A 20,838-nucleotide genomic window follows, 5' to 3' on the forward strand; every position below is an offset into this window, starting at 1 on the left:
GCGCGCGACGGTAGGCCCGCTCCGAACCGCCTGCGTGAACGCCGGGTGAACACCGGCGGCCGGGTCCCGGACCGGTGCGCGTCTGCGAGGATGCTCACGTGCCCACCTTCTCCGCCGCCCGAGGGGACTCCTCGTTCACCGACGCGTACGGCGTCGAGATCGTGTACTCGACCTGGCGGGCGGCCCGGCCGAAGGGCATCGTGCAGATCGCGCACGGGGTCGGCGAGCACGGGCTCCGGTACGAGCCGCTCGCGCAGGACCTCGTCCGCGCCGGGTACACCGTGCAAGTCAACGACCACCGCGGCCACGGTCGGACCGGTCTCGCGCAGTGGGAGGGCGACCACGCCAAGCTCGGTCGGCTCGGCCCCGGTGGCCTGCGGGCGGCGATCGCGGCCGTCGAGCAGATGAGCGCCGTCGCCCGGGAGGACACCCCCGGCGTCCCGCTCGTGCTCCTCGGGCACTCGTGGGGCTCGCTCATGGCGCAGCGGATCGTGAACTCGTCGTCGGCGTCGTACGACGGCGTGGTGCTCTCGGCGACGGCGTACCGCCTGCCCGGCTGGATGAACAGCGGGGACCTGAACGCGCGGCACGCCGGCTCCGGGCCGACGAAGTTCGAGTGGCTCACGCGCGACCGGTCGATCATCGAGGCGGTCGCCGCCGACCCGCTCGCGGTCGAAGCGGACGTCATCGGGCTGTTCGGCGTGCGGGACGCGCTCCGGCTGCTCGGGGTGCCGCGGCGGGGGATCCCGCACGACCTCCCGATGCTGCTGCAGGTCGGGTCGGAGGACCCGCTCGGCGGCCCCCGCTCCGTCGAACGCCTGGCCGAGGCCTACCGACGTCGCGGACGGCTGTCGGACGTGACGGTCCAGGTGTACGAGGGCGCTCGGCACGAGGTCTACAACGAGACGAACCGAGCCGACGTCGTCGCCGACCTGGTGGCGTGGCTCGATCGCGTGACCGCGCGCTGACGCGGCGCGGGGCGGTGGACGTGCGCCGACGGCGGACGGGAGGCGCGGTGCCGGCCCGCACCGCGCCTCCCGTCCGGAATAGGGTTGCGGCATGCACGGTGAGTACAAGGTCCCCGGAGGCAAGCTGGTCGTCGTCGACCTCGAGGTCGTCGACGGGGTGATCGGTGGGTTCCGGCTCGCCGGCGACTTCTTCCTCGAACCCGACGACGCGCTGCCGCTCATCGACGACGCGGTGAACGGACTGCCGGCCACGACCGACGCCGCGGGCATCGCCGCCGCCGTCCGGGCCGCCCTACCGTCCGACGCCGTCCTCCTCGGGTTCACGCCCGAGTCCGTCGGCGTCGCCGTCCGTCGGGCGCTCTCGCGGGCGTCGACGTGGCAGGAGTACGACTGGGAGATCATCCACGAGGGGCCGATCAGCCCGAACGAGCACCTCGCGCTCGACCAGGTCCTCACGGAGGAGGTCGGAGCCGGACGCCGCGGTCCCACGCTCCGCATCTGGGAGTGGGACCAGCCCGCCGTCGTCATCGGGTCGTTCCAGTCCCTCAAGAACGAGGTCGACCCGGAAGGGGCGGCGAAGTACGGCGTCGAGGTCGTCCGGCGGATCTCCGGCGGCGGCGCGATGTTCATGGACGCCGGCGCGATCATCTCGTACTCGCTGTACGTGCCGACCGACCTCGTGCAGGGCATGACCTTCGCCGACTCGTACGCGTACCTCGACGAGTGGGTGATCGAGGCGCTGAAGTCACTCGGCATCGAGGCGTACTACCAGCCGCTCAACGACATCACCTCCACCAAGGGCAAGATCGGCGGGGCCGCCCAGAAGCGGCTCGGCACCGGGTCCCTGCTCCACCACGCGACCATGAGCTACGACATGGACGGCGAGAAGATGGTCCAGGTGCTCCGGATCGGTCGCGAGAAGATGAGCGACAAGGGCACGACCTCGGCCGCGAAGCGCGTCGATCCGCTGCGCTCGCAGACCGGGCTGACGCGCGCGGAGATCATCGACCGGCTCATCGCGACCTTCACACGGCTGTACGGGGCGCACGAGGGGCACGTGACGGCCGCCGAGCGGCAACGGGCGCAGGAGCTCGTGGCGTCGAAGTTCGCGACGCGGGAGTGGCTCGAGCGGGTGCCCTGAGCCTGGCACGTGGTCGGCCGCCCGGGGAGGGGGGTCCCGGGCGGCCGCACGACCAGTGTGGGTGTCGTCCTGAAGAACGACGTGTGCGGATCACGAGAATCACCCGCGCGGCGGATGTGCTCGTCCTGTGGTCCACGTACCGTCGTGTCCGTGAACTGGTTGATCCTCCTGGGGGCGGTGGCCGCGGCGGCCGTCGTGATGTGGATCGCCGATCGCGTGGGGTGGATCGACTTGTCGAACAAGGCCACGCGCAGCGGCGGATCCGGCGGCGTGATCTCGATGATGGACGAGGTGTTCGCACCGACCCGTCACGAGACGCAAGCGGAGTACGAACGGCAGTCGCGCCTCCCGAGGGAAGCACCGACACCGGCGGACGACGACCACGACCTGCTCAGCGGCACTGTGCTCATCCGCGTGCCCGCGGTGCGGGGCGCCGGCCGGCACGAGGCCCGCGCCGGGACGCACGACCGCAGCTACTGATGTGCTCAGTGTGTGAAATACTAAACATTTGCATCTGAACGTTCTTCCTCGCCATGATGTCTTGCGGGGCAGCGTTCCGGCGGCCCCGAGAGGGCTGGGGGAACGGTGGCGGGGATCGAGTTCGACGGCGGTGTGGCTCGGAAGCTGATCACGACGGCGACCGCTGCGGACGACCGGCTGCGGGCCAGCGGGTCGAGCCGGAGGTACGCCACCGAAGACGCGGTGGTCGACTTCTCCGGCGCGTACGCGAAGCGGTTCACCGCCGCGTCGGAAGCCGAGGCGGCTGATCGCGTCCGACTCGCGCGTGCGCTCGACTCACTCGCTGAGCAGGTCCAGGTCGTCGTGGAGCAGGCGCAACGGGAGCGGGCGCGTCGCGAAGCGCTCGCCGACTGGCGTCGCCGCGAGGACGAGCGTCGTCGGGCGGCTGCGTCGAACACGCTCGCACCGTTCGGCATCGACACCGGGTCGATGTTCGACCCGAAGCCGTCGGAGACGCCCATCCGTCCCACTCCGATCTCCGCGTCCTTCGCGGCATCGGATCGGCCACGGAACGCCGGGGCCACCAGCAGCGGGCGGAGCTCGGCGGATCCCGACAGACTGCGGGCCTTCGCCGCGTCGTCCCGGGTCGGAGACATCGACCTCGGTGCCACCTCGTCCCGGCTCCGGGCGGCGTGGGCAGCGTTCACCATGCACTGTGCGTGGGCGACGGTCGACAGCACGACGCTGTTCCGCGGGTTCGAGCGCTACTTGCAGGAGAACGCGGCCGATGCCGACTGGGTCGAGCGCATCGCGGAGGCGTTCGAGCGTGCCGGCTCCGGCCGTCGTCTGCCGAACGCCGTGCTCGACGTTGCGGCCGCCGCCACGATCCCGGCGTCGTTCCGCAAGCTCCTCGCCGCGGGCGTGTCCCCGGCGAAGGCTGCGCGAATCTGGTCAGGACTCGGCTTCGCTCGCGACGGCGAACACGACCTCGCCGCGCTGCCGGTGTCCGTCCTGTCGATGCTCGGGAACCTCGAGGGCATCCCGTACTGGGTCCGGAACACCGCGAACCGGACGGTGCTGGCGGCGAGGTTGCGGCGGCGGAACCTCGATCCGGTGGAGAAGGCGGCGCTGCAGAACATCAGGGCAGCGCTTCGGCCGAACCGCTTCCTCATCGCGCTGACCGCGGATGTGCCGCCGCTCGCGGCCGTGTCGATCGGCGACCTCGATGCCGCTGAGAACGTGACGTGGGCGGTGCCGGGCATGGGGTCGAGCACGCTCCGGACGACCGAGTGGGTGGACTCAGCGCAGAATGTGTACGCCGAGCAGGTACGCATCGATCAATCCCGTCATGCCGTCATCGCCTGGATCGGCTACGTCGCTCCTCCGATACCGAGTGCATCGAACCCTGATTTCGGCGTCCTCAACGAGAAGTCTGCCGCCGCGGGCGCGAGGAAGCTCGCTGCGTCGATCCGCGGGCTCACGGCCGCCCGTGCCGACGGCATGCCCAGGACGAACGTCCTCGGGCACTCCTACGGAACCACGACGGCTTCGCTCGCCCTGACGAAGTCCGGCGTACGCGTGGACTCGTTCACCTCGATCGCTTCCGCTGGGATCCCTCGGAGCATCGGCAGCGCGACGGACCTGCACGCGGACTACGTGTACGCGGGTCAGGCACAGAACACGATGGTCGGCATCCCGGGCTTCGGTGATCAGTTCGCCTACATCGGCCGCGACTTCAGCTTTCCGAATCGGAAGGACCCGACGGCGAGTGCCTTCGGCGCGAAAACCTTCGGTGCCGACGGGCACGGCGACCTGAAGCCGGTGACCGACCACGGGGTCCATACAGCGTCCGGGAACGGCTATCTCGATCGCGAAACTGAATCGATCAGGAACGTCGCGTTCACGACCACGGGCCACGGCCACCGCGTCACTGGGCCGACGAGATGAACGCGTCGTCGGTTCGGGCAGAACACGATGAAGAATGAACGACGATGCCCATCCTGATAAAGCACATCGTGTCCGTCGTGACCGTGCTGATGATCATCGGCGGTGTTGCCGGCTGTGCTGGAGGAAGCATGCAGACCCACCCGACCCAGAAGCCTGAGGACGCCAAGCGCGGCATCGTCGAACTCGTCGATGCTGCAACTGAGGCGCTCGGTGGGGAGTGGGATGTGATCGACGGACCGCGTCTCGGCACCTGCGTCAACGAACGTGGCGAGGGTGAGGGTGTCGATTACGCCTACATGAAGCGGCGCACAGAGCGGGGCGATGCTGAACGGGACATCATCACTCTCGAGCGCCTGTGGTCGGCCCGTGGGCTTGAGACGAAACGATTCTCGAGTGGCCGCGGAGCCTTGATCGGGATCTCCGCTCGGGGCGAGGGGGCATCGAGCATCGGGTACAGCTCTTCGGACCTCGGCGGTGGTGACACCGTGAGCGGAACATCCCCGTGCGCCGCGGGGGACCTCGTCGAGATGCGGGAGCGCGGCGAGGAGTGACGATGGAGTCGAGGACCAAAACCACTCCGATCGCGGCCATTGCGTCGGTGTTCGTCATCGGCGCCGCTGTCGCTGGGTGCGCCGGCGGGATCGTTCAGGCCCGTCCGACGCAGAAGCCCGAGGATGCTCGACAGGGCATCGTTGATCTCGTCGATGCTGCCGCCGAGCAGCTCGGCGGCGAGTGGGTGGTGGACGACGGACCTCGACTGGACACTTGTGTCAACGAGCGCGGCGAGGGTGAGGGCGTGGACTACACGTACATCAAGCGTCGCACTGACCGGGGTCAGGCGCAGCGGGACATCAACACGCTCGAGCGCTTGTGGTCGGACCGAGGTCTCGACACGGAGCGCTTCTCGAGTGCCGGCGGAGCGTGGATCGGCCTGAACGGGCGAGGTGCAGGCGCTTCGAACATCGGCTACAGCTCGTCCGACCTTGGTGGCGGCGACTCGGTCAGCGGGGCCTCGTGGTGCGCCGCGGGTGACTTCGTCGAGATGCGCGAGCGCGGCGAGGAGTGACGATGGGGTCGAGCACCAGAACCACTCCGGTCGCGGCCATCGCGTCGATGCTCGTCATCGGTGCCGCTGTTGCTGGCTGCGCCGGGGGAAGCACACTGACTCATCCAACGCAGAAGCCTGAGGACGCCCGACAGAGCATCATCGAGCTCGTCGATGCTGCCACCCAGGCGCTCGGCGGGGAGTGGAACTCTGAGGGCGGCCCCCGACTCGGCACGTGTGCCAACGAACGTGGTGAGGGCGAGGGGGTGAAGTACACCTACATCAAGCGTCGCACTGACCGCGGGGATCGCCGGCGAGACATCCGGACGCTCGAGCGTCTGTGGTCCGACGGCGGGCTCGACACGGATCGCTTCTCGACCGGGGGCGGAACGATGGTCGGGGTGAACGGGAGAGGCGGAGCCGCGTTGGTCATCGGGTACAACTCTTCAGATCTGGGAGGAGGCGACTCGGTCGTCGGGACGTCGTGGTGCGCCGCGGGCGACTTCGTCGAGATGCGGGAGCGCGGCGAGGAGTGACCGCCGCCTCAGCGCGTCGTGAGCTCCTGGTAGTCCGGGTGCCGCTCGATCCACGCCGCCACGTAGCTGCACTGCGGGACGACGCGGAGGGAGCCGGACCGGACGTCGTCGAGCGCATGCTGCACGAGGATCGAGGCGTGACCGCCGCCGCGGTGAGCCGGGTCCACCTCGGTGTGCACGAAACGGATCTCGTCGTCGTCGACCTCGTACGCCGCGAAGCCGATCACCTCGCCGTCCTCGACGAGGGAGTACTGCCGCTTGTCGGTGTCGTTGCGGACTTCGGGTGCTGCCATGACGCTGACGCTACCCCGCCTGGGGCACGGTCGTCGGACCACGACGCGACGCTCGTCGGCGACGCCGGCGGCCGCCCACCACGGCGCCCCGTGCACGACAATGGTCCGGTGCACACCGGAGACGATCGCGGGCCCGACCGGGTCGTCCTCGGCGACAACCTCGACGTGCTCCCCACCCTCGCCGACGGGTCCTTCACGCTCGTGTACCTCGACCCGCCGTTCAACACCGGCCGGTACCAGCGACGCCACGCGAGCGCAGCCGTCCGCGAGCCGGCCGACCCGACCACCGGGGCACCCCGCTCCCGCCGCGAGACGGTGACCGGCTTCCGGGGCAGTACCTACGAGCGCGTCCGCGGCGACCTGATGCGCTTCGACGACCGGTTCGACGACTACTGGTCGTTCCTCGAGCCCCGGCTGCTCGAGGCGTGGCGGCTCCTCGCCGACGACGGCACCCTCTACCTGCACCTCGACTACCGCGAGTCGCACTACGCCAAGGTCCTGCTCGACGCGCTGTTCGGCCGTGACGCGTTCCTCAACGAGATCGTCTGGGCGTACGACTTCGGCGCGAAGTCGCGCTCCCGCTGGCCGACGAAGCACGACACGATCCTCGTCTACGTCAAGGACCCGGCGCGCTACTGGTTCGACTCCGAGGCCGTGGACCGCGAACCGTACATGGCCCCGGGGCTCGTCACGGCCGAGAAGCGGGAGCGCGGCAAGCTCCCGACGGACGTGTGGTGGCACACGATCGTCTCGCCGACCGGCAAGGAGAAGACGGGCTACCCGACGCAGAAGCCCGAGGGTGTGCTGCGTCGGATCGTGCAGGCGTCCTCACGCGAGGGGGACTGGGTCCTCGACTTCTTCGCCGGCAGCGGCACGACGGGCGCGGTGGCACGGGCGCTCGGGCGTCGGTTCGTGCTCGTCGACGACAACCCGGTCGCGGTCGAGGTCATGCGCGCCAGGTTGCCGGGCGCGTCGTTCGAGATCGCGGAACCGCCCGCCGCCTCCGCGGTCTGACGCGGGGACGACGGGCGGTCGGCGGGTTCTCCGGCTGGCCGGGCTACTCGGCCGAGTGGCGACCGTGCGCGTGGTCGTCCGGCCTGGAGGCGCGGCTCGCCTCCGTCGCGTCCGTCCCGGTCGGGTCCGTGGTCGCGTTCTGGTCCGCGGCCGGGCTGCCGTCGGTGGTCGCTCCGGGCACGGCGTCGACGGGGGTCGCTGCGGCGTGGGCGGCCCGGGTGCGGATCGCCCCGGTGGTCGTCGGCGGCTCGTCGACCGGCGCGGCCGCGGAATGCGCACCGTGCGTCGTGGCGTCCGGCAGCGGAGCACGCGTGGTGTCCGCATCCGGACGGCCGGAGGTCGGAGCCGACGACCCGTGGGAGGCGACGGACGTGGCGGCGGAGGCCGTGCCTCCAGAGCGGACCGCGCCGACCGTGTCCCGCATGCCGACCGCGGAACCCGCCGAGCGCGGCTGCGACGGCACGTCCGGCGAGGTCGGCACGACCGCCATCGACCCCGTGTCCGGTGAGACGAGCGACCCGGAGCCGGCGGCCGCGTTCTGAGCGTCCACGGTGAGGCGGTCCGCATCGGCACGGTCACCCTCCGCCTTCGCGGTGGCAGCCTTCTCTGTGTTCGCCTGTTCCTGGAGTGCGGACACCTTGCGGAGCGGCGGCACCCGGAAGAACCAGGTCAGGACGAAGGCGAGCAGGATGACGCCGAGGCCGACCCAGTAGACGGTGACGGCCGAGCTGCTGAACCCGACGAGGAACGGACGGGTGAGCCGCTTGTCGGCGCCGTTGAGGAACGACGTGTCGCTCGTCGCGGAGCTGGACGACGAGTTCGCACTCGAGTCGCCCTGCTTGAGCTGCTTGATGAGCGTCGGCGCGACTTCGTCGACGACGTTCTGTCGCTGGCTGGCCTTCGAGTAGTCGACCTGCAGCGTGCCGTCGACGACGTCGGCCTTGGCCTTCGACGCGGCGGTCTCGAGCGCCTGCTGCTCGGCTGCGGGCTTGGCCGCCGCGACCTGCTCGGCGATGACCGAGTCGGCCGAGGCTGCGGGGACCTTCCCGGCGGAGACCTGTGCCTGGACGGCCGAGGTGACCTGCTTCGTGACGGCGGCGTCCGCGGCTTCCTTCGCCTGCACGGCGCCCTTGTTCAGCCCGTCCTGGACGTTGTCCTTCACGGGGTCGACGATCTTGTTCCAGATCTGGTCCATGACCCCCTTGTTGTCGGACGCGTTCGCGACGGACGGCGTGAGGGCGGCGTTCAGGGCGCTCTTCAGGTCGCCCTCGTTCTGCATGGCCGTCGTGATGTTCGTCGGCATGAGCGTGAACAGGACGGACAGCAGCACGGCGGTGCCCATGGTGCCGCCGATCTGGCGGAAGAACGTGGCGGCACTGGTCGCGACGCCGATGTCCCGCGGGCTCACCGAGTTCTGCGCCGCGAGCGTCAGGGTCTGCATGAGCTGCCCGAGCCCGAGGCCGATGCCGAACATGCCGAGCATGAGGAACCAGAGGGGACGGTCCGCGGTGAGGAAGGTCAGGACGGTGAAGCCGATCGCGGTGAACGCGGTACCGGTGATCGGGAAGACCTGGTAGTTGCCCGTCCGGGAGATGATCTGGCCGGAGGCGATCGAGGAGATCATCAGGCCGAGGACCATCGGGAGCATCGCGAACCCGGACTCGGTCGGGGTGACGCCCTTCACGATCTGCAGGTACAGCGGGATCGTGAGCATCGCACCGAACATGCCGAAGCCGACGAGCACGGAGAGCATCGCGGACATCGAGAAGACGCGCGAGCCGAACAGCTTCAGCGGCAGGATCGCGTCGTCCTTCATCGCGCGCTCGACGAGGATGAACGCGATGAGGCCGGCCGCACCGATGCCGTAGCAGGCGAAGGCGCCGGGGGAGTCCCAGCCCCAGTCACGGCCCTGCTCGGCGATGAGGAGCAGCGGCACCAGGGTCACGATGACGAGGGACGCACCCCACCAGTCGATGCGGGGCTTGCCACGGTCGCCGAACTTCGGCAGGTGCAGGAACGTGAGCACCATGAAGAGTGCGATCACGCCGATCGGCACGTTGATGAGGAAGACCCAGCGCCACCCGGAGATGAAGAGCAGCTCGCCCGAGCCGGCGAAGACGCCGCCGACGAGCGGGCCGATGACGCTCGAGATGCCGAACACCGCGAGGAAGTACCCCTGGTACTTCGCGCGCTCGCGGGGCGCCAGCATGTCGCCCATGATCGCGAGCGGCAGCGACATCAGACCACCGGCGCCGAGGCCCTGCAGCGCGCGGAACCCCGCGAGCATGAGCATCGACGTCGAGAACGACGCGGCGAAGGAGCCGACGATGAAGATGCCGATCGCGGTGATGAACAGCGGACGCCGGCCGAAGATGTCGGACAGCTTGCCGTAGATCGGCGTCGTGATCGTCGACGCGATCAGGTAGCCGGTCGTGACCCACGCCTGCTGGTCGAGACCGTGCAGGTCGTCGCCGATGGTGCGGATCGCGGTGCCGACGATCGTCTGGTCGAGGGCGCCGAGGAACATCCCGGCCATCAGGCCGTAGATGACCAGCAGGATCTGCCGGTGGCTCATCACGGCGTTCGACGACGTCGTGGGTGCCGCGGGTGCGGTCGCGGTCTGGGTCATGTGCGGGCTCTCCGGGGGTGCTTGGAAAAACTTTGCGCTGGCTGCAAAGTTACATCTGCCGCAAGGTGCACGGTCACGGCGGGGTGGGTTCCTGTGTGGATCGGCAGCCCCGACGGCGCTCTCGGGACGCTCGCTGCGGGGTCGTCCCGGTGACGACGCCGGACGCCGTCACAGTACGCCGAGGGACGGCAGGGGGTTCCCGGCGAGGGCCCACGCACGCCGCGACCGGGGCTAGGGGTTCGTCGCCGCTGCCTGCTCGAGCGCTTCCCGGAACCGCTCGTCGACCTCGATGCGCATCGCGCCGGTCTCCTCGTCGAAGCCCGACACCGCACTGACCTCGCCGCCGCGGGAGAAGAACAGCAGGGGGCTGAGCGGGCCGCCCGGCAGCCCCTGGCCTGCGTCGCCGAGGACCTGCAGCAGCATCCCGCCGAGCGTCTGCACCGCCGTGATGCTCTCGGCGTCGCGGATCGGCGCGGCGAGCAGGAGGTGTCGGTGCGGGACCGCGAACACCGTGCCGAACGGTGCGGCACCGAAGAGCGCGGGCAGGTTGACGGCCTTCGAGGCGGTGAAGAGCGACTCGCCTTCGACCACGAAGACGCCCGGTGCGATCTCTGCGTTGCCGTCGACGGGTTCGTCGTCCGTGTTGAGCTGCCCGATGGCGAACAGCTCGTCGATCCCGAGCGCGAGGTTCGGCAGCGAGGACGCCGAGATCGTGCTCACCATCGTGGGGTAGTCGACGCAGAGCCCGAGGACGAGCCCCGGCGCGAACGGCCGCGCGTACGACAGGTCGGTGGGGTCCGCCGGGCCGCTGCCGTCCTCCGCGAGGATCCGGAGCCGGATGCGGTCCCGGAGTTCGTCCGCGCCGAGCTCCGTGACCGCGGGCTCACGGGACGCCTGGACCATCCGGTCGAAGTGCTCGCCGACGATCTGGACCTGTTCCGCGGGCGCCGCGCCGTGCACCTGCATCGCCAGGTTGTCGAGCAGGAACAGTCGGCCGTCGGTGCCGACCAGGCGTGGCTGCTCACCGGGTGGCACCTCGACCGTGGTCTCGAGGCCCCGCTCGGCGAGTGCCCGTTGCGCGAGGGCGACGAGCGTCACGCCGTGCTCGCCGTGCCCGGCTGACTTCTTCCGACCGAACCACCCCATGCGCGCGGCGGGGTCAGGCGCCGAGGGCGGCGTCCACGATCTCCTTGGCTTCGCGCTGCACCTGTTCGAGGTGCTCCTGGCCGACGAAGCTCTCGGCGTAGATCTTGTACACGTCCTCGGTGCCGGAGGGGCGGGCCGCGAACCACGCCCGGTCCGTGACGACCTTCACGCCACCGACGGCCGCGTCGTTGCCGGGAGCCTTCGACAGCTTCGCGGTGATCGGGTCGCCCGCGAGGGTCTCGGCCGTGATGGCGTCGCCGTCGAGCTTCGCCAGGCGTGCCTTCTGCTCCTTGCTGGCGGCCGCGTCGACGCGCTGGTAGACCGGGTCGCCGAAGCGGTCGGTCAGCTCGCGGTAGAGCTGGGACGGGGTCTTGCCGGTGACGGCGATGATCTCGGACGCCAGGAGCGCCAGGATGATGCCGTCCTTGTCGGTCGTCCACGCGGTGCCGTCCTTGCGGAGGAACGAGGCGCCCGCGGACTCTTCACCGCCGAACGCCACCGAGCCGTCGATCAGGCCCGGGACGAACCACTTGAAGCCGACCGGGACTTCCCACAGCCGACGGCCGAGCGACTCGGCGACCTTGTCGATGATGCTCGACGACACCAGGGTCTTGCCGATCGCGGCGTCGTCGCGCCACTGGGGACGGTGCGCGTAGAGGTACTCGATCGCGACCGCGAGGTAGTGGTTCGGGTTCATCAGCCCGGCGTCCGGCGTGACGATGCCGTGGCGGTCGGAGTCGGCGTCGTTGCCGGTGAGGACGTCGAACTCGTCCTTCCGCGCCACGACGGACGCCATCGCGCTCGCGCTGGACGGGTCCATCCGGATCTTGCCGTCCCAGTCGAGCGTCATGAACGACCACGTCGGGTCGACGTCCGGGTTCACGACGGTGAGGTCGAGGCCGTAGTGGTCGCGGATGCGGTTCCAGTAGGGCAGCGACGCCCCACCGAGCGGGTCGGCGCCGATCCGCACGCCTGCGCGCTTGATCGCGTCGATGTCGATGATGTTCTCGATGTCGGCGACGTAGGCGCCGAGGAAGTCGTAGCGGTCGGGGGTCGCCTGTTCCGAGCGCCGCACGTCGGCGTTGCCGCCGGCGATGATCGCGTTCGCACGGTCGGCGATCCAGCTGGTGGCGTCGCTGTCGGCCGGGCCGCCGTGCGGAGGGTTGTACTTGAAGCCGCCGTCGCGCGGCGGGTTGTGGCTCGGCGTGATGACGATGCCGTCCGCCGTGTCCGGGTTGCCGGCGCGGTTGTAGGCGATGATCGCGTGGCTGAGCGCCGGGGTCGGCACGTAGCCGTTCTCGCTGTCGGCGAGCACGTGCACGCCGTTCGCCGCGAGGACTTCCAGCGCGGTGCGTTCCGCCGGGCCGGACAGGGCGTGGGTGTCGCGGCCGATGAACAGCGGGCCGTCGGTGCCCTGCGACGTGCGGTACTCGACGATCGCCTGGGTGATGGCGGCGATGTGGGTGTCGTTGAAGGCGGAGTCCAGCGACGAGCCGCGGTGGCCCGACGTGCCGAAGACCACCTTCTGCTCGGGGACCGTCACGTCCGGGACGCGCTCGTGGTACGCGGCGATGAGGGCGTCGAGGTCGACGAGGTCGTCTGCAGTGGCGGGGGTGCCGGCGCGGTCGTTCATGGCTCCATCCTGGCATCGCCCCCACGCGAGCGCCCAGGAACCACCGCACCTGTGGAGAAGTGCGAGCGGCCGTCCCACCGGGCCCGAAGGGGGGACGGTCCGGGTGGACGACCGCTCGCGGTCTGGGTACGCACCGCGCTGTGCGATGCGGTGCGCGGCAGCGCCTCGTGCGGTGCGGCGCGCCGCAGCGCGTCAGGCGGTGCGGAACGACCCGGTCGCCGTGCGCAGCGATCCGGTGACCGTGCGCGTCGAGGACGTCGCGGTGCCCGGACGACGGAACTGCGTGTCGACGAAGCGACGGAGGGGTCGCTCGGAGCCGGTGCCGGTGTAGCTGCCGATCGGACGCCATGCGGCGTCGACCGCGTAGCCGCCGAGTTCGGTGCGGGATGCGAGGCCGGTCACGTACGCGCCGCCCAGGGGGTTCTGACGGTTCTGCATGGGTACTCCTCGTCGTCGTGCCGAGGATCGTCGGTCACCGGGTCGGCGACCACGACGCCGTCGACCTGATGACCCCATCGTACCTCCTTCTTTTGCATGACACAAAAGAAGGATTGCTCAGGCGACCAGCTCGCAGAACGTCCGGCCGCCCGCGGTCCAGCTCTGCCGGGCGACGAGACCGACCTCGTCGGCGAGGTCGAGCAGCGCGTCGACGCCGACCTCGGCCCACGGGAACTCGGCACTCTGGTGCCCGTCGGCGTCCACCACGCGTGCGGTGTACACCCGGTCCGCGGTGCGGTCGACGTGCGTCTCGACCACGATCCGGCCGCCGACGCGCACGATGTCCCGGCAGCGGGCCAGCAGTGCCGCGGGGTCGCCGCCGATGCCGATGTTCCCGTCGATGACGAGGGCGGTGTCCCAGTGCCCCTCGTCCGGCACCCGGTCGAACACCGAGCCCTGCAGCGCGGTGCCGCCGGAGCGTCGGGCGATCGCCACCGCGTCCGCCGAGACGTCGACCCCGAGCGCCGGGATCCCGAGGGTCCCCGCGGCCACGAGCATCCGGCCGGGGCCGCACCCGATGTCGATCACGGGGCCGTCCGCACCGTCGAGGAGCGACCGGTCCACCCGGTCGGCCGCGGCGCTCCACCGACCGACGTCCAGCGTCACGGCCGAGTCCGGGCGTGAAGGGTCGGTGAGGCGGATGCGGCCGTCGGTGCGGAGCGCACGTGCGTACGGCTCACCGCCGCCGGCGCCGAAGGAGACGGGTGCGTGCATGGTCATCGGAGGCTCCCCACGGTCTCGGCCTGCAGTGCCTCGGCGAACCCGGAGTCGGGCGCGAGGGCGGCGACGCGCTCGGCGTCGGGCACGGTGTCGACGTCGAGGAGGACACCGAGGGTGCCCACGTCGAGTCCGGCGTCGGTCAGTCGGGCGAACTGCACGGCACCGGTGTCGTCCTTGGACATCGGCACGCCCCGGAGGTACGAGCCGTCCGGATCGCGGAGGTAGAGCGACCAGAACCCGCCGTCCTCGGCCGGGCCGAACCAGGCGTCCCGCTCCGGGTCGTCGAACACCGGCGCGACGTCCGCGGCGCTGACCTGCGGCGTGTCCATCCCGACCAGCAGGAGGGGGCCGTCGACCGCGTCGAACAGGAAGCCGAGCCGCTCGTCGAGGCCGCCGCCCGGCTGGTGCAGGACGTCGAAGTCCTCGGCACCCGGCGGGACGACCGACCCGTCGAAGAACAGCACCCGACGCGCCGCGGGCAGCGCGCGCACGGTGGCGAGCGTGTCGGCGAGGCTGGCGCGGGCGACGCGAGCGGCGCCCTCCGGGGTGAGCGCCGGCGTCAGCCGCGTCTTCACCTTCCCGGGCAGGCACTCCTTCGCGACCACCGCGACGGTGACGCCCGCGGTCACGAGCGCACCCCCTCGGCGGTGGAGGCGACCAGCGGCTCGACGGAGGCCGGTGCGACGGGGGTGGGTCGCGCCTCCCGTCGGTACTCGCGCAGCAGACGCGACATGTCCTTCACGGCGTTGACCGTGCCGCGGAGCGTGCCGGTGACCTTGCTGTCACCGATGCGCTGCGCGTACCCGATGTCCGACTCGTCCACCCGCCAGCCCGCCGCGTGTGCGGCGAGGACCATCTCGAGCGGGTAGCCGCTGCGGCGGTCCTGCAGGTCGAGGGCGACGAGGTCCTCGCGGCGCATCACACGCATCGGACCGAGGTCGCGGAGGCGGTAGCCGGTCGCGCGACGCATGAGGACGGCGAGGACGCGGTTCGCGAACCGTGCGTGCGGCGCCCATGCGCCCGGCGTGGTCGGGACCCGTCGGCCGAGGGCGAGGTCGGTGTGCCCCGTCGCCACGCGGGCGACGAGCGGGACGAGCTCGGCCGGGTCCATGGACGCGTCGGCGTCGCAGAACGCGACGTACTCCGCGGTCGCGGCCGCCACGCCGGCAGCGCACGCCGAGCCGAAGCCCTTGACGGGTTCGGTGACGACGAGTGCGCCGTGCGCACGCGCGACGTCGGCCGAGCCGTCCGTGGACCCGTTGTCGACGACGATCGCGCGGTAGCCGCGCGGGAGGCGGCCCAGGACCTCGGGGAGGGCGTCCGCCTCGTCGAGACAGGGGAGGATCACGTCGACGTTCATGTCGGCCATTCGGCGCGGACCGTCGGAACGATGGGTGTCGGGTCGCGGGTGTCGTTCCCGGGGGCGGTCGGTCTCGTGGGCCGGCTGTCGTTCCATGCCTCCGAGCCAACACGAGGCGCGGTGTCGGGGGACAGGATCGGCGTCCCCCGAGGGCCGTTCTGCGCACTGCCGGGGAGTGGTTCCCCCTGATCGGGGGACACGGGTGTCGGTGGGTGTGGGGACGGGGCGGCCCCGGCCGGGCCGCGGCCGGGCGCCCGCCGGGCCCCCGGCCGGGGTCGTCGAACGGGCAAAATCTGTCACGCTCGGGGCCGCGCGGCGGCCGCTTGCGCCCGCTCGGCAGACGTGAGCGGCATGTCGTGCCCGCTCGCGGAGCCCTCGACCAGCGTGTCGACCGCCTGGAGGCGCGGCGCACGCCCGCCGGACCGGCACCGCGCCTCCAGGCGGTCCCGTCCAGGGCGGTACGCGCGTCCGGCCGGGCGGTCCCGGGTGCCCTGCCGGGGCGGCCCGAGCGGGCACTTTCCGTCGCGCTCGGCGCGCGGAGACGGCCGTTTGCGCACGCTCGGCGGACGTGAGCGGCGTGTTGTGCCCGCTCGGCGACGCCGCCCGCCCGCGCCGCTCGGCGACGCCGCCCGCCCGCCTGCCGCTCCCGGCGACGCCGCCGCGCGGCCTACTGCACCGCCGCGCGCAAGGGCGCCGTCGCGAACTCGCGCATGCCCCGCTCGAAGTCGACCCCGGCCCGCCACCCCAGCTCGGCCGCGATCCGGTCCGACGACGCGGTCACGTGCCGGACGTCGCCCAACCGGTACTCGCCCGTCACGACCGGCTGCGGGCCGTCCGGGCCGGCGATCGCCGCGGCCATCTCGCCGATCGTGTGCACCACGCCCGAGCCGACGTTGTACGCGCGGAACGTCTCGGCGGGCAGGTCCTCGGTCGCCGCGATCGACGCCGCGTTCGCCCCGGCGACGTCGTCGACGTGCACGAAGTCGCGCCGCTGCCGGCCGTCCTCGAAGACGCGCGGTGCCTCGCCGCGGGCGAGCGCGGACCGGAACAGCGACGCGACGCCGGCGTAGGGCGTGTTCGCGGGCATGCCCGGGCCGTACACGTTGTGGTACCGGAGTGCGATCGCCCGACCGCCGGTCGCACGGGACCACGACGATGCGAGGTGCTCCTGCGCGACCTTCGTCTGCGCGTACACGTTCCGAGGGTCGAGGGCCGCTGACTCGTCGATGAGGCCCGGCAGGAGCGGACGACCGTCGGGGCCGATCGGGTCGAACTCGCCGGCGTCGAGGTCGGTGCGTCGGCGTGCGGGTGGGCGGACCGGCTCTCCCGAGGCGGTCGTGTACGCGCCCTCGCCGTAGACGACCATCGAGCTCGCGACCACGAGGCGACCGATGCCGTACCGGTCCATCCCCGCGAGGACGTGCGCCGTGCCCGCGTCGTTCGACGAGACGTAGTCCGGGGCGTCCTGGAAGTCGACGCCGAGGCCGACCTTGGCCGCCTGGTGGCAGACGACGTCGATGCCGTCGAGGGCGGCCTCGAGGGCGACCCGGTCGCGGACGTCGCCGTGCACGAACTCGATGCCCTGCTGCTGGTGGGCGGTGACGATGCCGGCGGGGTCGCCGTGCACGTCCTCGCGGAGGGAGTCGAGGACCCGGACCTCGTGGCCGTCAGCGCGGGCGCGGCGGACGATCGCGGAGCCGATGAAGCCCGCGCCGCCGGTGACCAGGAGGCGGGTCATGCGCCAGCACCGGACTGCGGCGCAGCAGCGCCGGTCGCGCCGGCGAGGGCTGCGGCGCTCGCCGCTGCCGGGACGAGCTCGCGCGGTGTGTAGTCGTCCGGGATCGCGGCGACGATCGAGCCGATGGCGCGGACGATCACCTCGTTCGCACGGGCCAGACGCTCCATCACGAGGGCGTGCGTGACGGGCGTCTCGGAAGCCGCCGCTGCGGCTTCCTCCTCGGTCGGCGCGAGACCGGCGTCGGCGTCGGTGACGAACGACAGGTTCACCGTCCCGATCCCGAGCTCCGCGGCGAGGGGCACCTCCGGGGTCATCGTCATGTTGATCGTGTGCCCACCGGCCTCGCGCATCCACACCGATTCGGCACGGGTGGAGAACCGCGGCCCCTGGATCACGACGCACGTGCCCGTCGGTCGGAACGGCACGCCGAGCTGCTCGATCGCGCCGACCGCGACCCGACGGAGCACCGGGTCGAAGGGGTCCGCGAACGACAGGTGCTGCACGGCGTCCTCGAAGAACGTGTCCGCTCGGCCCCAGGTCCGGTCGATGAGCTGGTCCGTCACGACGAACGTGCCGGGCGCGTAGTCCGGGTGCAGCCCACCGACGGCGCTCGACGACACGACGGCACGGACGCCGAGGGAGCGCAGCGCCCACAGGTTCGCCCGGTGGTTGATGCGGTGCGGCGCGACGGAGTGCTCACGGCCGTGACGGGTGAGGAACGCGACCCGCTTGCCGGCCATGGTGCCGACGCTGATCGGGCTCGACGTGGGTCCGAACGGGGTGTCGACGTCGATCTCGTCCGCGGTGCCGGGTTCGAACAGCTCGTACAGCCCCGAGCCCCCGATCACCCCGATGCCCACCTGCGTCTCGTCCACAGCCCCGGTCGTGGTCACGTCGTTCTCCACAGGTCCTCCGAATGGTCCTCGGCGCGTTGTGCGCCCTCGTTACGCTACTGAAACCGCCCCCGGACGAACCGGGAGGACGGCACACTTCTCACCTGTTCGGAGGCGCACGTGCGAACGATCGGTCAGCACCGTGACGAGATCGCGGCCCTCGTCGCGCCGGTCCTGTCCGGCAGACGGCACTCCGGACTGGAGGCGCGGGACATCGACGACCTCGCGACCGGGGCCGGCGCCGGACGGGGTCACCGTGTGCTCGCAGGGGCCGTCGTCGCACCCGTTCCGCTCCCACCGTTCGACAACAGCCAGATGGACGGCTTCGCCGTCCGAGCCGTCGACGCGGGCCGCGCGCTGCGGGTGGTCGAGCCGATCCCCGCGGGCGTCGTTCCGCCGCCGCTCGACCCGGACAGCGCGGCGCCGATCATGACCGGGGCGCGGATCCCGCACGGTGCCGACGCGGTCTTCCCGGTCGAGGCGACGCCGCCGGGGGCGTTCCCGGCCGCGCTGACGTTGGCCGAGGTCACGGTGCCGGACGACCTCGTGACCGGGACCTACGTGCGGGCCACCGGGACGGACCTCGCCCGCGGAGGGGAACTCGCTCCCGCCGGCGCTGCCGTGACGCCCGCGCTGCTCGGGACGCTCGCGGCGGCCGGGGTGACCACGGTGGACGTCGTCCGACGGCTCCGGGTGCTCGTCGTGTCCACCGGCTCCGAACTCCGGGGCGCGGGTGACGCCACCATCGGCGACGCCAACGGCATCGCGCTGCGGGCGGCGTTCGCCGAGGTCGGAGTGGACGCCCGGTCGATCCGCGTTCCCGACGACGAGTCCGCGTTCCTGGCGGGCCTCGAAGACGCGGTGGGGGACTGGGCCGACCTCGTGCTCACCACCGGCGGCATCAGCGCTGGCGCGTACGAGGTCGTCCGACAGGCCCTCGAGCCGCGGGGGCTCGAGGTCACCCCCGTCGCGATGCAGCCGGGTGGGCCGCAGGCCTCGGGCAGGGTGTCGATCGCCGGCCGCTCGGTGCCGGTGGTCTCCTTCCCCGGCAACCCGGTGTCGGCGCTCGTCTCGTTCGAGGTGTTCCTCCGTCCGGTGCTCGCCGCGGACGCCGGGCTCGCCGACGACCGCATCGTGCAGGAGCTGCCCGCAGCCGAAGCGGCGACGTCCCCGCCCGGGAAGCACCAGGTGCGCCGTGGCCGGGTCGAGGACGGCCACGTGCACTTCGTCGGCGGCCCCAGCTCCCACCTGCTCGCGCACTACGCCGCAGCCACGCACCTCGTCCACGTCCCGGTCGGCACCGCCGTCGTCGAACCGGGTGACCCGCTGACCGTCTGGAGTCTCCGTTGACCGAACCCGCACCGCTCGGCGACGAGCTCTCCCACGTCCGCGCCGACGGGACCGCCCACATGGTCGACGTCTCCGCGAAGGACGTCACCGCGCGCTCGGCCACCGCCACCGCCACGCTCGTCACGCGCCCCGACGTCGTCGCTCGCATCCTCGACGGCTCGCTGCCGAAGGGCGAGGTCATCGGCACCGCCCGGATCGCGGCGATCATGGCGGTGAAGAAGACCTCGGACCTCATCCCGCTCTGCCACCCACTCCCGATCGCGGGCGTCGAGGTCGACATCACCGGCGACGGCGACCGTGTGGTGGTCGAGGTGTCCGTGCGCACGACCTCCCGGACCGGGGTCGAGATGGAAGCGCTGACCGGCGCGAGCGTCGCCGCGCTGACCGTGTACGACATGGTGAAGGCCGTCGACCGGGCGGCCTCGATCACCGACGTCCGCGTGCTGGAGAAGCACGGCGGCCGCTCGGGGGACTGGAGCAACCGATGACCTCGCAACCGACCAGGGGCCGAGCGGCTGTCGTCGTCGTCTCCACGCAGGCGTCCACCGACCCAGCACTCGACCGCACCGGCCCCGTCATCGCCGAGTGGTTGCGCGACCACGGGTTCACGGTCGCTGAGCCGGTGATCGTGCCCGACGGCGGGCAGATCGGCGAGACCGTCTCGGCGGAACTCCTCGCCGACGCCCGCGTCGTGATCACCACCGGGGGCACCGGCGTCACCCCGACCGACCGCACCCCCGAGTCGATCGCGCCGCTCCTCGACCTCGACCTCCCCGGCATCACCGAGGAGATCCGCCGCCGCGGACTCGCGAGCGCGGGGCCGACGGCGCTCCTCAGCCGGGGTATCGCCGGGATCGCCAGTGGCGGCACGCTCATCGTCACGCTGCCGGGGTCGCGCGGGGGCGTGGCGGACGGCCTCGCGGTGCTCGACGGGTTGCTCGACCACGTGCTGGCCCAGGTGTCGGGCGAGGGGCACGCGCCGCGGAGTGCCTCGTGACCGGGGCGGCGTCAGACGACCGCGTGGTGCTCGCCGACGTCGTCGACCGCCAGATCACCGTGGACGAGGTCTCGACCGTCGTCGCGACGGACCAGGACGGCGCGGTCGTCACGTTCGCCGGGGTCGTCCGTGACCACGACGGTGGGAAGGGTGTGACCGCACTCGGGTACGAACGGCACCCGAGCGCCGGCGACGTCATCGCCGACGTCGCCCGGACCATCGCAGCAGCCCACCCCGAGGTCCGCATCGCCGTCCTGCACCGGGTCGGAGCGCTCGTGGTCGGGGACGTGGCGCTCGCCGCAGCCGTGTCGTCGGGGCACCGGGCCGAGGCCTTCGCGGCGTGCGGGGCCCTGGTCGACCTCGTGAAGGAACGGGTGCCGATCTGGAAGCACCAGCAGTTCACCGACGGTTCGGACGAGTGGGTGGCCGCCCTCTGACGCGTCCTCCACCGCTGTGGTTGGGTCGAGGACG

22 protein-coding genes are annotated in these 20,838 nt (G+C 71.7%); 12 read left to right on the forward strand and 10 right to left on the reverse strand.

What is annotated here, in order from left to right; all coding sequences use genetic code 11:
* Positions 1 to 98: 98 nt before the first annotated feature.
* From FS825_RS01850 to FS825_RS01880, 7 genes are all read left to right on the forward strand, one after another.
* Positions 99 to 968 carry an alpha/beta hydrolase gene (locus tag FS825_RS01850; RefSeq protein ID WP_144710315.1) on the forward strand — a complete coding sequence of 290 codons (870 nt, stop codon included), beginning with the start codon at positions 99 to 101 and terminating at the stop codon, positions 966 to 968.
* 91 nt (positions 969 to 1,059) lie between these two features.
* Positions 1,060 to 2,109, forward strand: coding sequence for a lipoate--protein ligase family protein (locus tag FS825_RS01855; protein ID WP_144710317.1), 1,050 nt, complete (start codon positions 1,060 to 1,062; stop codon positions 2,107 to 2,109).
* Between the two features lie 150 nt (positions 2,110 to 2,259).
* A complete protein-coding gene (locus FS825_RS01860) occupies positions 2,260 to 2,589 on the forward strand; it encodes a hypothetical protein (RefSeq protein ID WP_144710318.1) in 330 nt (109 codons plus the stop codon).
* A gap of 105 nt (positions 2,590 to 2,694) precedes the next feature.
* The gene (locus tag FS825_RS01865) at positions 2,695 to 4,515 is read left to right on the forward strand and encodes an alpha/beta hydrolase (RefSeq protein WP_144710319.1); all 1,821 of its coding nucleotides are present in this window, start codon (positions 2,695 to 2,697) and stop codon (positions 4,513 to 4,515) included.
* 44 nt (positions 4,516 to 4,559) lie between these two features.
* Positions 4,560 to 5,066, forward strand: coding sequence for a hypothetical protein (locus FS825_RS01870; RefSeq protein WP_144710322.1), 507 nt, complete (start codon positions 4,560 to 4,562; stop codon positions 5,064 to 5,066).
* Between the two features lie 2 nt (positions 5,067 to 5,068).
* Positions 5,069 to 5,581, forward strand: coding sequence for a hypothetical protein (locus FS825_RS01875; RefSeq protein ID WP_144710323.1), 513 nt, complete (start codon positions 5,069 to 5,071; stop codon positions 5,579 to 5,581).
* A 2-nt stretch (positions 5,582 to 5,583) separates the two neighbouring features.
* Positions 5,584 to 6,096, forward strand: a complete 513-nt coding sequence (locus tag FS825_RS01880) for a hypothetical protein (protein ID WP_144710326.1) — start codon at positions 5,584 to 5,586, stop codon at positions 6,094 to 6,096.
* An 8-nt stretch (positions 6,097 to 6,104) separates the two neighbouring features.
* Here the strand turns inward: FS825_RS01880 and FS825_RS01885 are convergent, their stop codons facing one another.
* Positions 6,105 to 6,389 (reverse strand): GNAT family N-acetyltransferase, encoded by a 285-nt coding sequence (locus tag FS825_RS01885; protein WP_144710328.1) that lies wholly within the window; start codon positions 6,387 to 6,389, stop codon positions 6,105 to 6,107.
* A 108-nt stretch (positions 6,390 to 6,497) separates the two neighbouring features.
* Between FS825_RS01885 and FS825_RS01890 the strand changes: the two genes are divergently transcribed.
* The gene (locus FS825_RS01890; protein ID WP_260980965.1) at positions 6,498 to 7,403 is read left to right on the forward strand and encodes a DNA-methyltransferase; all 906 of its coding nucleotides are present in this window, start codon (positions 6,498 to 6,500) and stop codon (positions 7,401 to 7,403) included.
* Positions 7,404 to 7,446: 43 nt separating this feature from the next.
* Here the strand turns inward: FS825_RS01890 and FS825_RS01895 are convergent, their stop codons facing one another.
* The 9 genes from FS825_RS01895 to FS825_RS01935 all read right to left on the reverse strand — a co-directional run bounded on the left by FS825_RS01895 (position 7,447) and on the right by FS825_RS01935 (position 18,020).
* Positions 7,447 to 10,032: an MDR family MFS transporter gene (locus tag FS825_RS01895; RefSeq protein ID WP_144710332.1), complete on the reverse strand. Its 2,586-nt coding sequence runs from the start codon at positions 10,030 to 10,032 to the stop codon at positions 7,447 to 7,449.
* Positions 10,033 to 10,263: 231 nt separating this feature from the next.
* Positions 10,264 to 11,178, reverse strand: coding sequence for a DUF1444 domain-containing protein (locus tag FS825_RS01900; protein ID WP_144710334.1), 915 nt, complete (start codon positions 11,176 to 11,178; stop codon positions 10,264 to 10,266).
* Positions 11,179 to 11,191: 13 nt separating this feature from the next.
* On the reverse strand, positions 11,192 to 12,811 hold the full coding sequence (gene pgm, locus FS825_RS01905) for a phosphoglucomutase (alpha-D-glucose-1,6-bisphosphate-dependent) (RefSeq protein WP_144710336.1): 1,620 nt from the start codon (positions 12,809 to 12,811) through the stop codon (positions 11,192 to 11,194).
* Positions 12,812 to 13,003: 192 nt separating this feature from the next.
* Positions 13,004 to 13,249: a hypothetical protein gene (locus tag FS825_RS01910; RefSeq protein WP_144710338.1), complete on the reverse strand. Its 246-nt coding sequence runs from the start codon at positions 13,247 to 13,249 to the stop codon at positions 13,004 to 13,006.
* 117 nt (positions 13,250 to 13,366) lie between these two features.
* Complete coding sequence (locus FS825_RS01915; RefSeq protein WP_144710340.1) at positions 13,367 to 14,029, reverse strand: class I SAM-dependent methyltransferase; 663 nt, start codon at positions 14,027 to 14,029, stop codon at positions 13,367 to 13,369.
* On the reverse strand, positions 14,026 to 14,658 hold the full coding sequence (locus tag FS825_RS01920) for a TIGR04282 family arsenosugar biosynthesis glycosyltransferase (protein WP_144710342.1): 633 nt from the start codon (positions 14,656 to 14,658) through the stop codon (positions 14,026 to 14,028). Before FS825_RS01920 ends, FS825_RS01915 begins: the two co-directional genes overlap by 4 nt.
* Positions 14,655 to 15,398, reverse strand: a complete 744-nt coding sequence (locus FS825_RS01925) for a glycosyltransferase family 2 protein (RefSeq protein ID WP_260980966.1) — start codon at positions 15,396 to 15,398, stop codon at positions 14,655 to 14,657. The genes FS825_RS01920 and FS825_RS01925 overlap by 4 nt, the downstream gene beginning before the upstream one ends.
* 658 nt (positions 15,399 to 16,056) lie before the next feature.
* Positions 16,057 to 17,127, reverse strand: coding sequence for an NAD-dependent epimerase/dehydratase family protein (locus tag FS825_RS01930; RefSeq protein WP_144710344.1), 1,071 nt, complete (start codon positions 17,125 to 17,127; stop codon positions 16,057 to 16,059).
* A complete protein-coding gene (locus FS825_RS01935; RefSeq protein WP_260980967.1) occupies positions 17,124 to 18,020 on the reverse strand; it encodes an MTAP family purine nucleoside phosphorylase in 897 nt (298 codons plus the stop codon). The genes FS825_RS01930 and FS825_RS01935 overlap by 4 nt, the downstream gene beginning before the upstream one ends.
* Before the next feature lie 120 nt (positions 18,021 to 18,140).
* Between FS825_RS01935 and FS825_RS01940 the strand changes: the two genes are divergently transcribed.
* Genes FS825_RS01940 through FS825_RS01955 form a run of 4 tightly spaced genes read left to right on the forward strand, consistent with a single transcriptional unit; the run spans position 18,141 to position 20,804 of the window.
* Positions 18,141 to 19,370 (forward strand): molybdopterin molybdotransferase MoeA, encoded by a 1,230-nt coding sequence (locus FS825_RS01940; protein WP_144710346.1) that lies wholly within the window; start codon positions 18,141 to 18,143, stop codon positions 19,368 to 19,370.
* Positions 19,367 to 19,858 carry a cyclic pyranopterin monophosphate synthase MoaC gene (gene moaC / locus FS825_RS01945; RefSeq protein ID WP_144710348.1) on the forward strand — a complete coding sequence of 164 codons (492 nt, stop codon included), beginning with the start codon at positions 19,367 to 19,369 and terminating at the stop codon, positions 19,856 to 19,858. The genes FS825_RS01940 and moaC overlap by 4 nt, the downstream gene beginning before the upstream one ends.
* Positions 19,855 to 20,367: a MogA/MoaB family molybdenum cofactor biosynthesis protein gene (locus FS825_RS01950; RefSeq protein WP_144710350.1), complete on the forward strand. Its 513-nt coding sequence runs from the start codon at positions 19,855 to 19,857 to the stop codon at positions 20,365 to 20,367. Before moaC ends, FS825_RS01950 begins: the two co-directional genes overlap by 4 nt.
* The gene (locus tag FS825_RS01955; RefSeq protein WP_395885330.1) at positions 20,364 to 20,804 is read left to right on the forward strand and encodes a molybdenum cofactor biosynthesis protein MoaE; all 441 of its coding nucleotides are present in this window, start codon (positions 20,364 to 20,366) and stop codon (positions 20,802 to 20,804) included. The genes FS825_RS01950 and FS825_RS01955 overlap by 4 nt, the downstream gene beginning before the upstream one ends.
* The last annotated feature ends 34 nt before the right edge of the window (positions 20,805 to 20,838 follow it).

The sequence above is a fragment of the Curtobacterium pusillum genome (assembly GCF_007680845.1).
In the GTDB taxonomy this organism is placed as follows: domain Bacteria; phylum Actinomycetota; class Actinomycetes; order Actinomycetales; family Microbacteriaceae; genus Curtobacterium; species Curtobacterium pusillum_B.

Coding starts and splice junctions, on each gene's coding strand:
- FS825_RS01855 (WP_144710317.1), top strand. CDS start 1,060: ATGCACGGTGAGTACAAGGTCCCCGGAGGCAAGCTGGTCGTCGTCGAC.
- FS825_RS01870 (WP_144710322.1), top strand. CDS start 4,560: ATGCCCATCCTGATAAAGCACATCGTGTCCGTCGTGACCGTGCTGATG.
- FS825_RS01875 (WP_144710323.1), top strand. CDS start 5,069: ATGGAGTCGAGGACCAAAACCACTCCGATCGCGGCCATTGCGTCGGTG.
- FS825_RS01880 (WP_144710326.1), top strand. CDS start 5,584: ATGGGGTCGAGCACCAGAACCACTCCGGTCGCGGCCATCGCGTCGATG.
- FS825_RS01885 (WP_144710328.1), bottom strand. CDS start 6,389: ATGGCAGCACCCGAAGTCCGCAACGACACCGACAAGCGGCAGTACTCC.
- FS825_RS01895 (WP_144710332.1), bottom strand. CDS start 10,032: ATGACCCAGACCGCGACCGCACCCGCGGCACCCACGACGTCGTCGAAC.
- FS825_RS01900 (WP_144710334.1), bottom strand. CDS start 11,178: ATGGGGTGGTTCGGTCGGAAGAAGTCAGCCGGGCACGGCGAGCACGGC.
- pgm (WP_144710336.1), bottom strand. CDS start 12,811: ATGAACGACCGCGCCGGCACCCCCGCCACTGCAGACGACCTCGTCGAC.
- FS825_RS01910 (WP_144710338.1), bottom strand. CDS start 13,249: ATGCAGAACCGTCAGAACCCCCTGGGCGGCGCGTACGTGACCGGCCTC.
- FS825_RS01915 (WP_144710340.1), bottom strand. CDS start 14,029: ATGACCATGCACGCACCCGTCTCCTTCGGCGCCGGCGGCGGTGAGCCG.
- FS825_RS01925 (WP_260980966.1), bottom strand. CDS start 15,398: ATGGCCGACATGAACGTCGACGTGATCCTCCCCTGTCTCGACGAGGCG.
- FS825_RS01930 (WP_144710344.1), bottom strand. CDS start 17,127: ATGACCCGCCTCCTGGTCACCGGCGGCGCGGGCTTCATCGGCTCCGCG.
- FS825_RS01950 (WP_144710350.1), top strand. CDS start 19,855: ATGACCTCGCAACCGACCAGGGGCCGAGCGGCTGTCGTCGTCGTCTCC.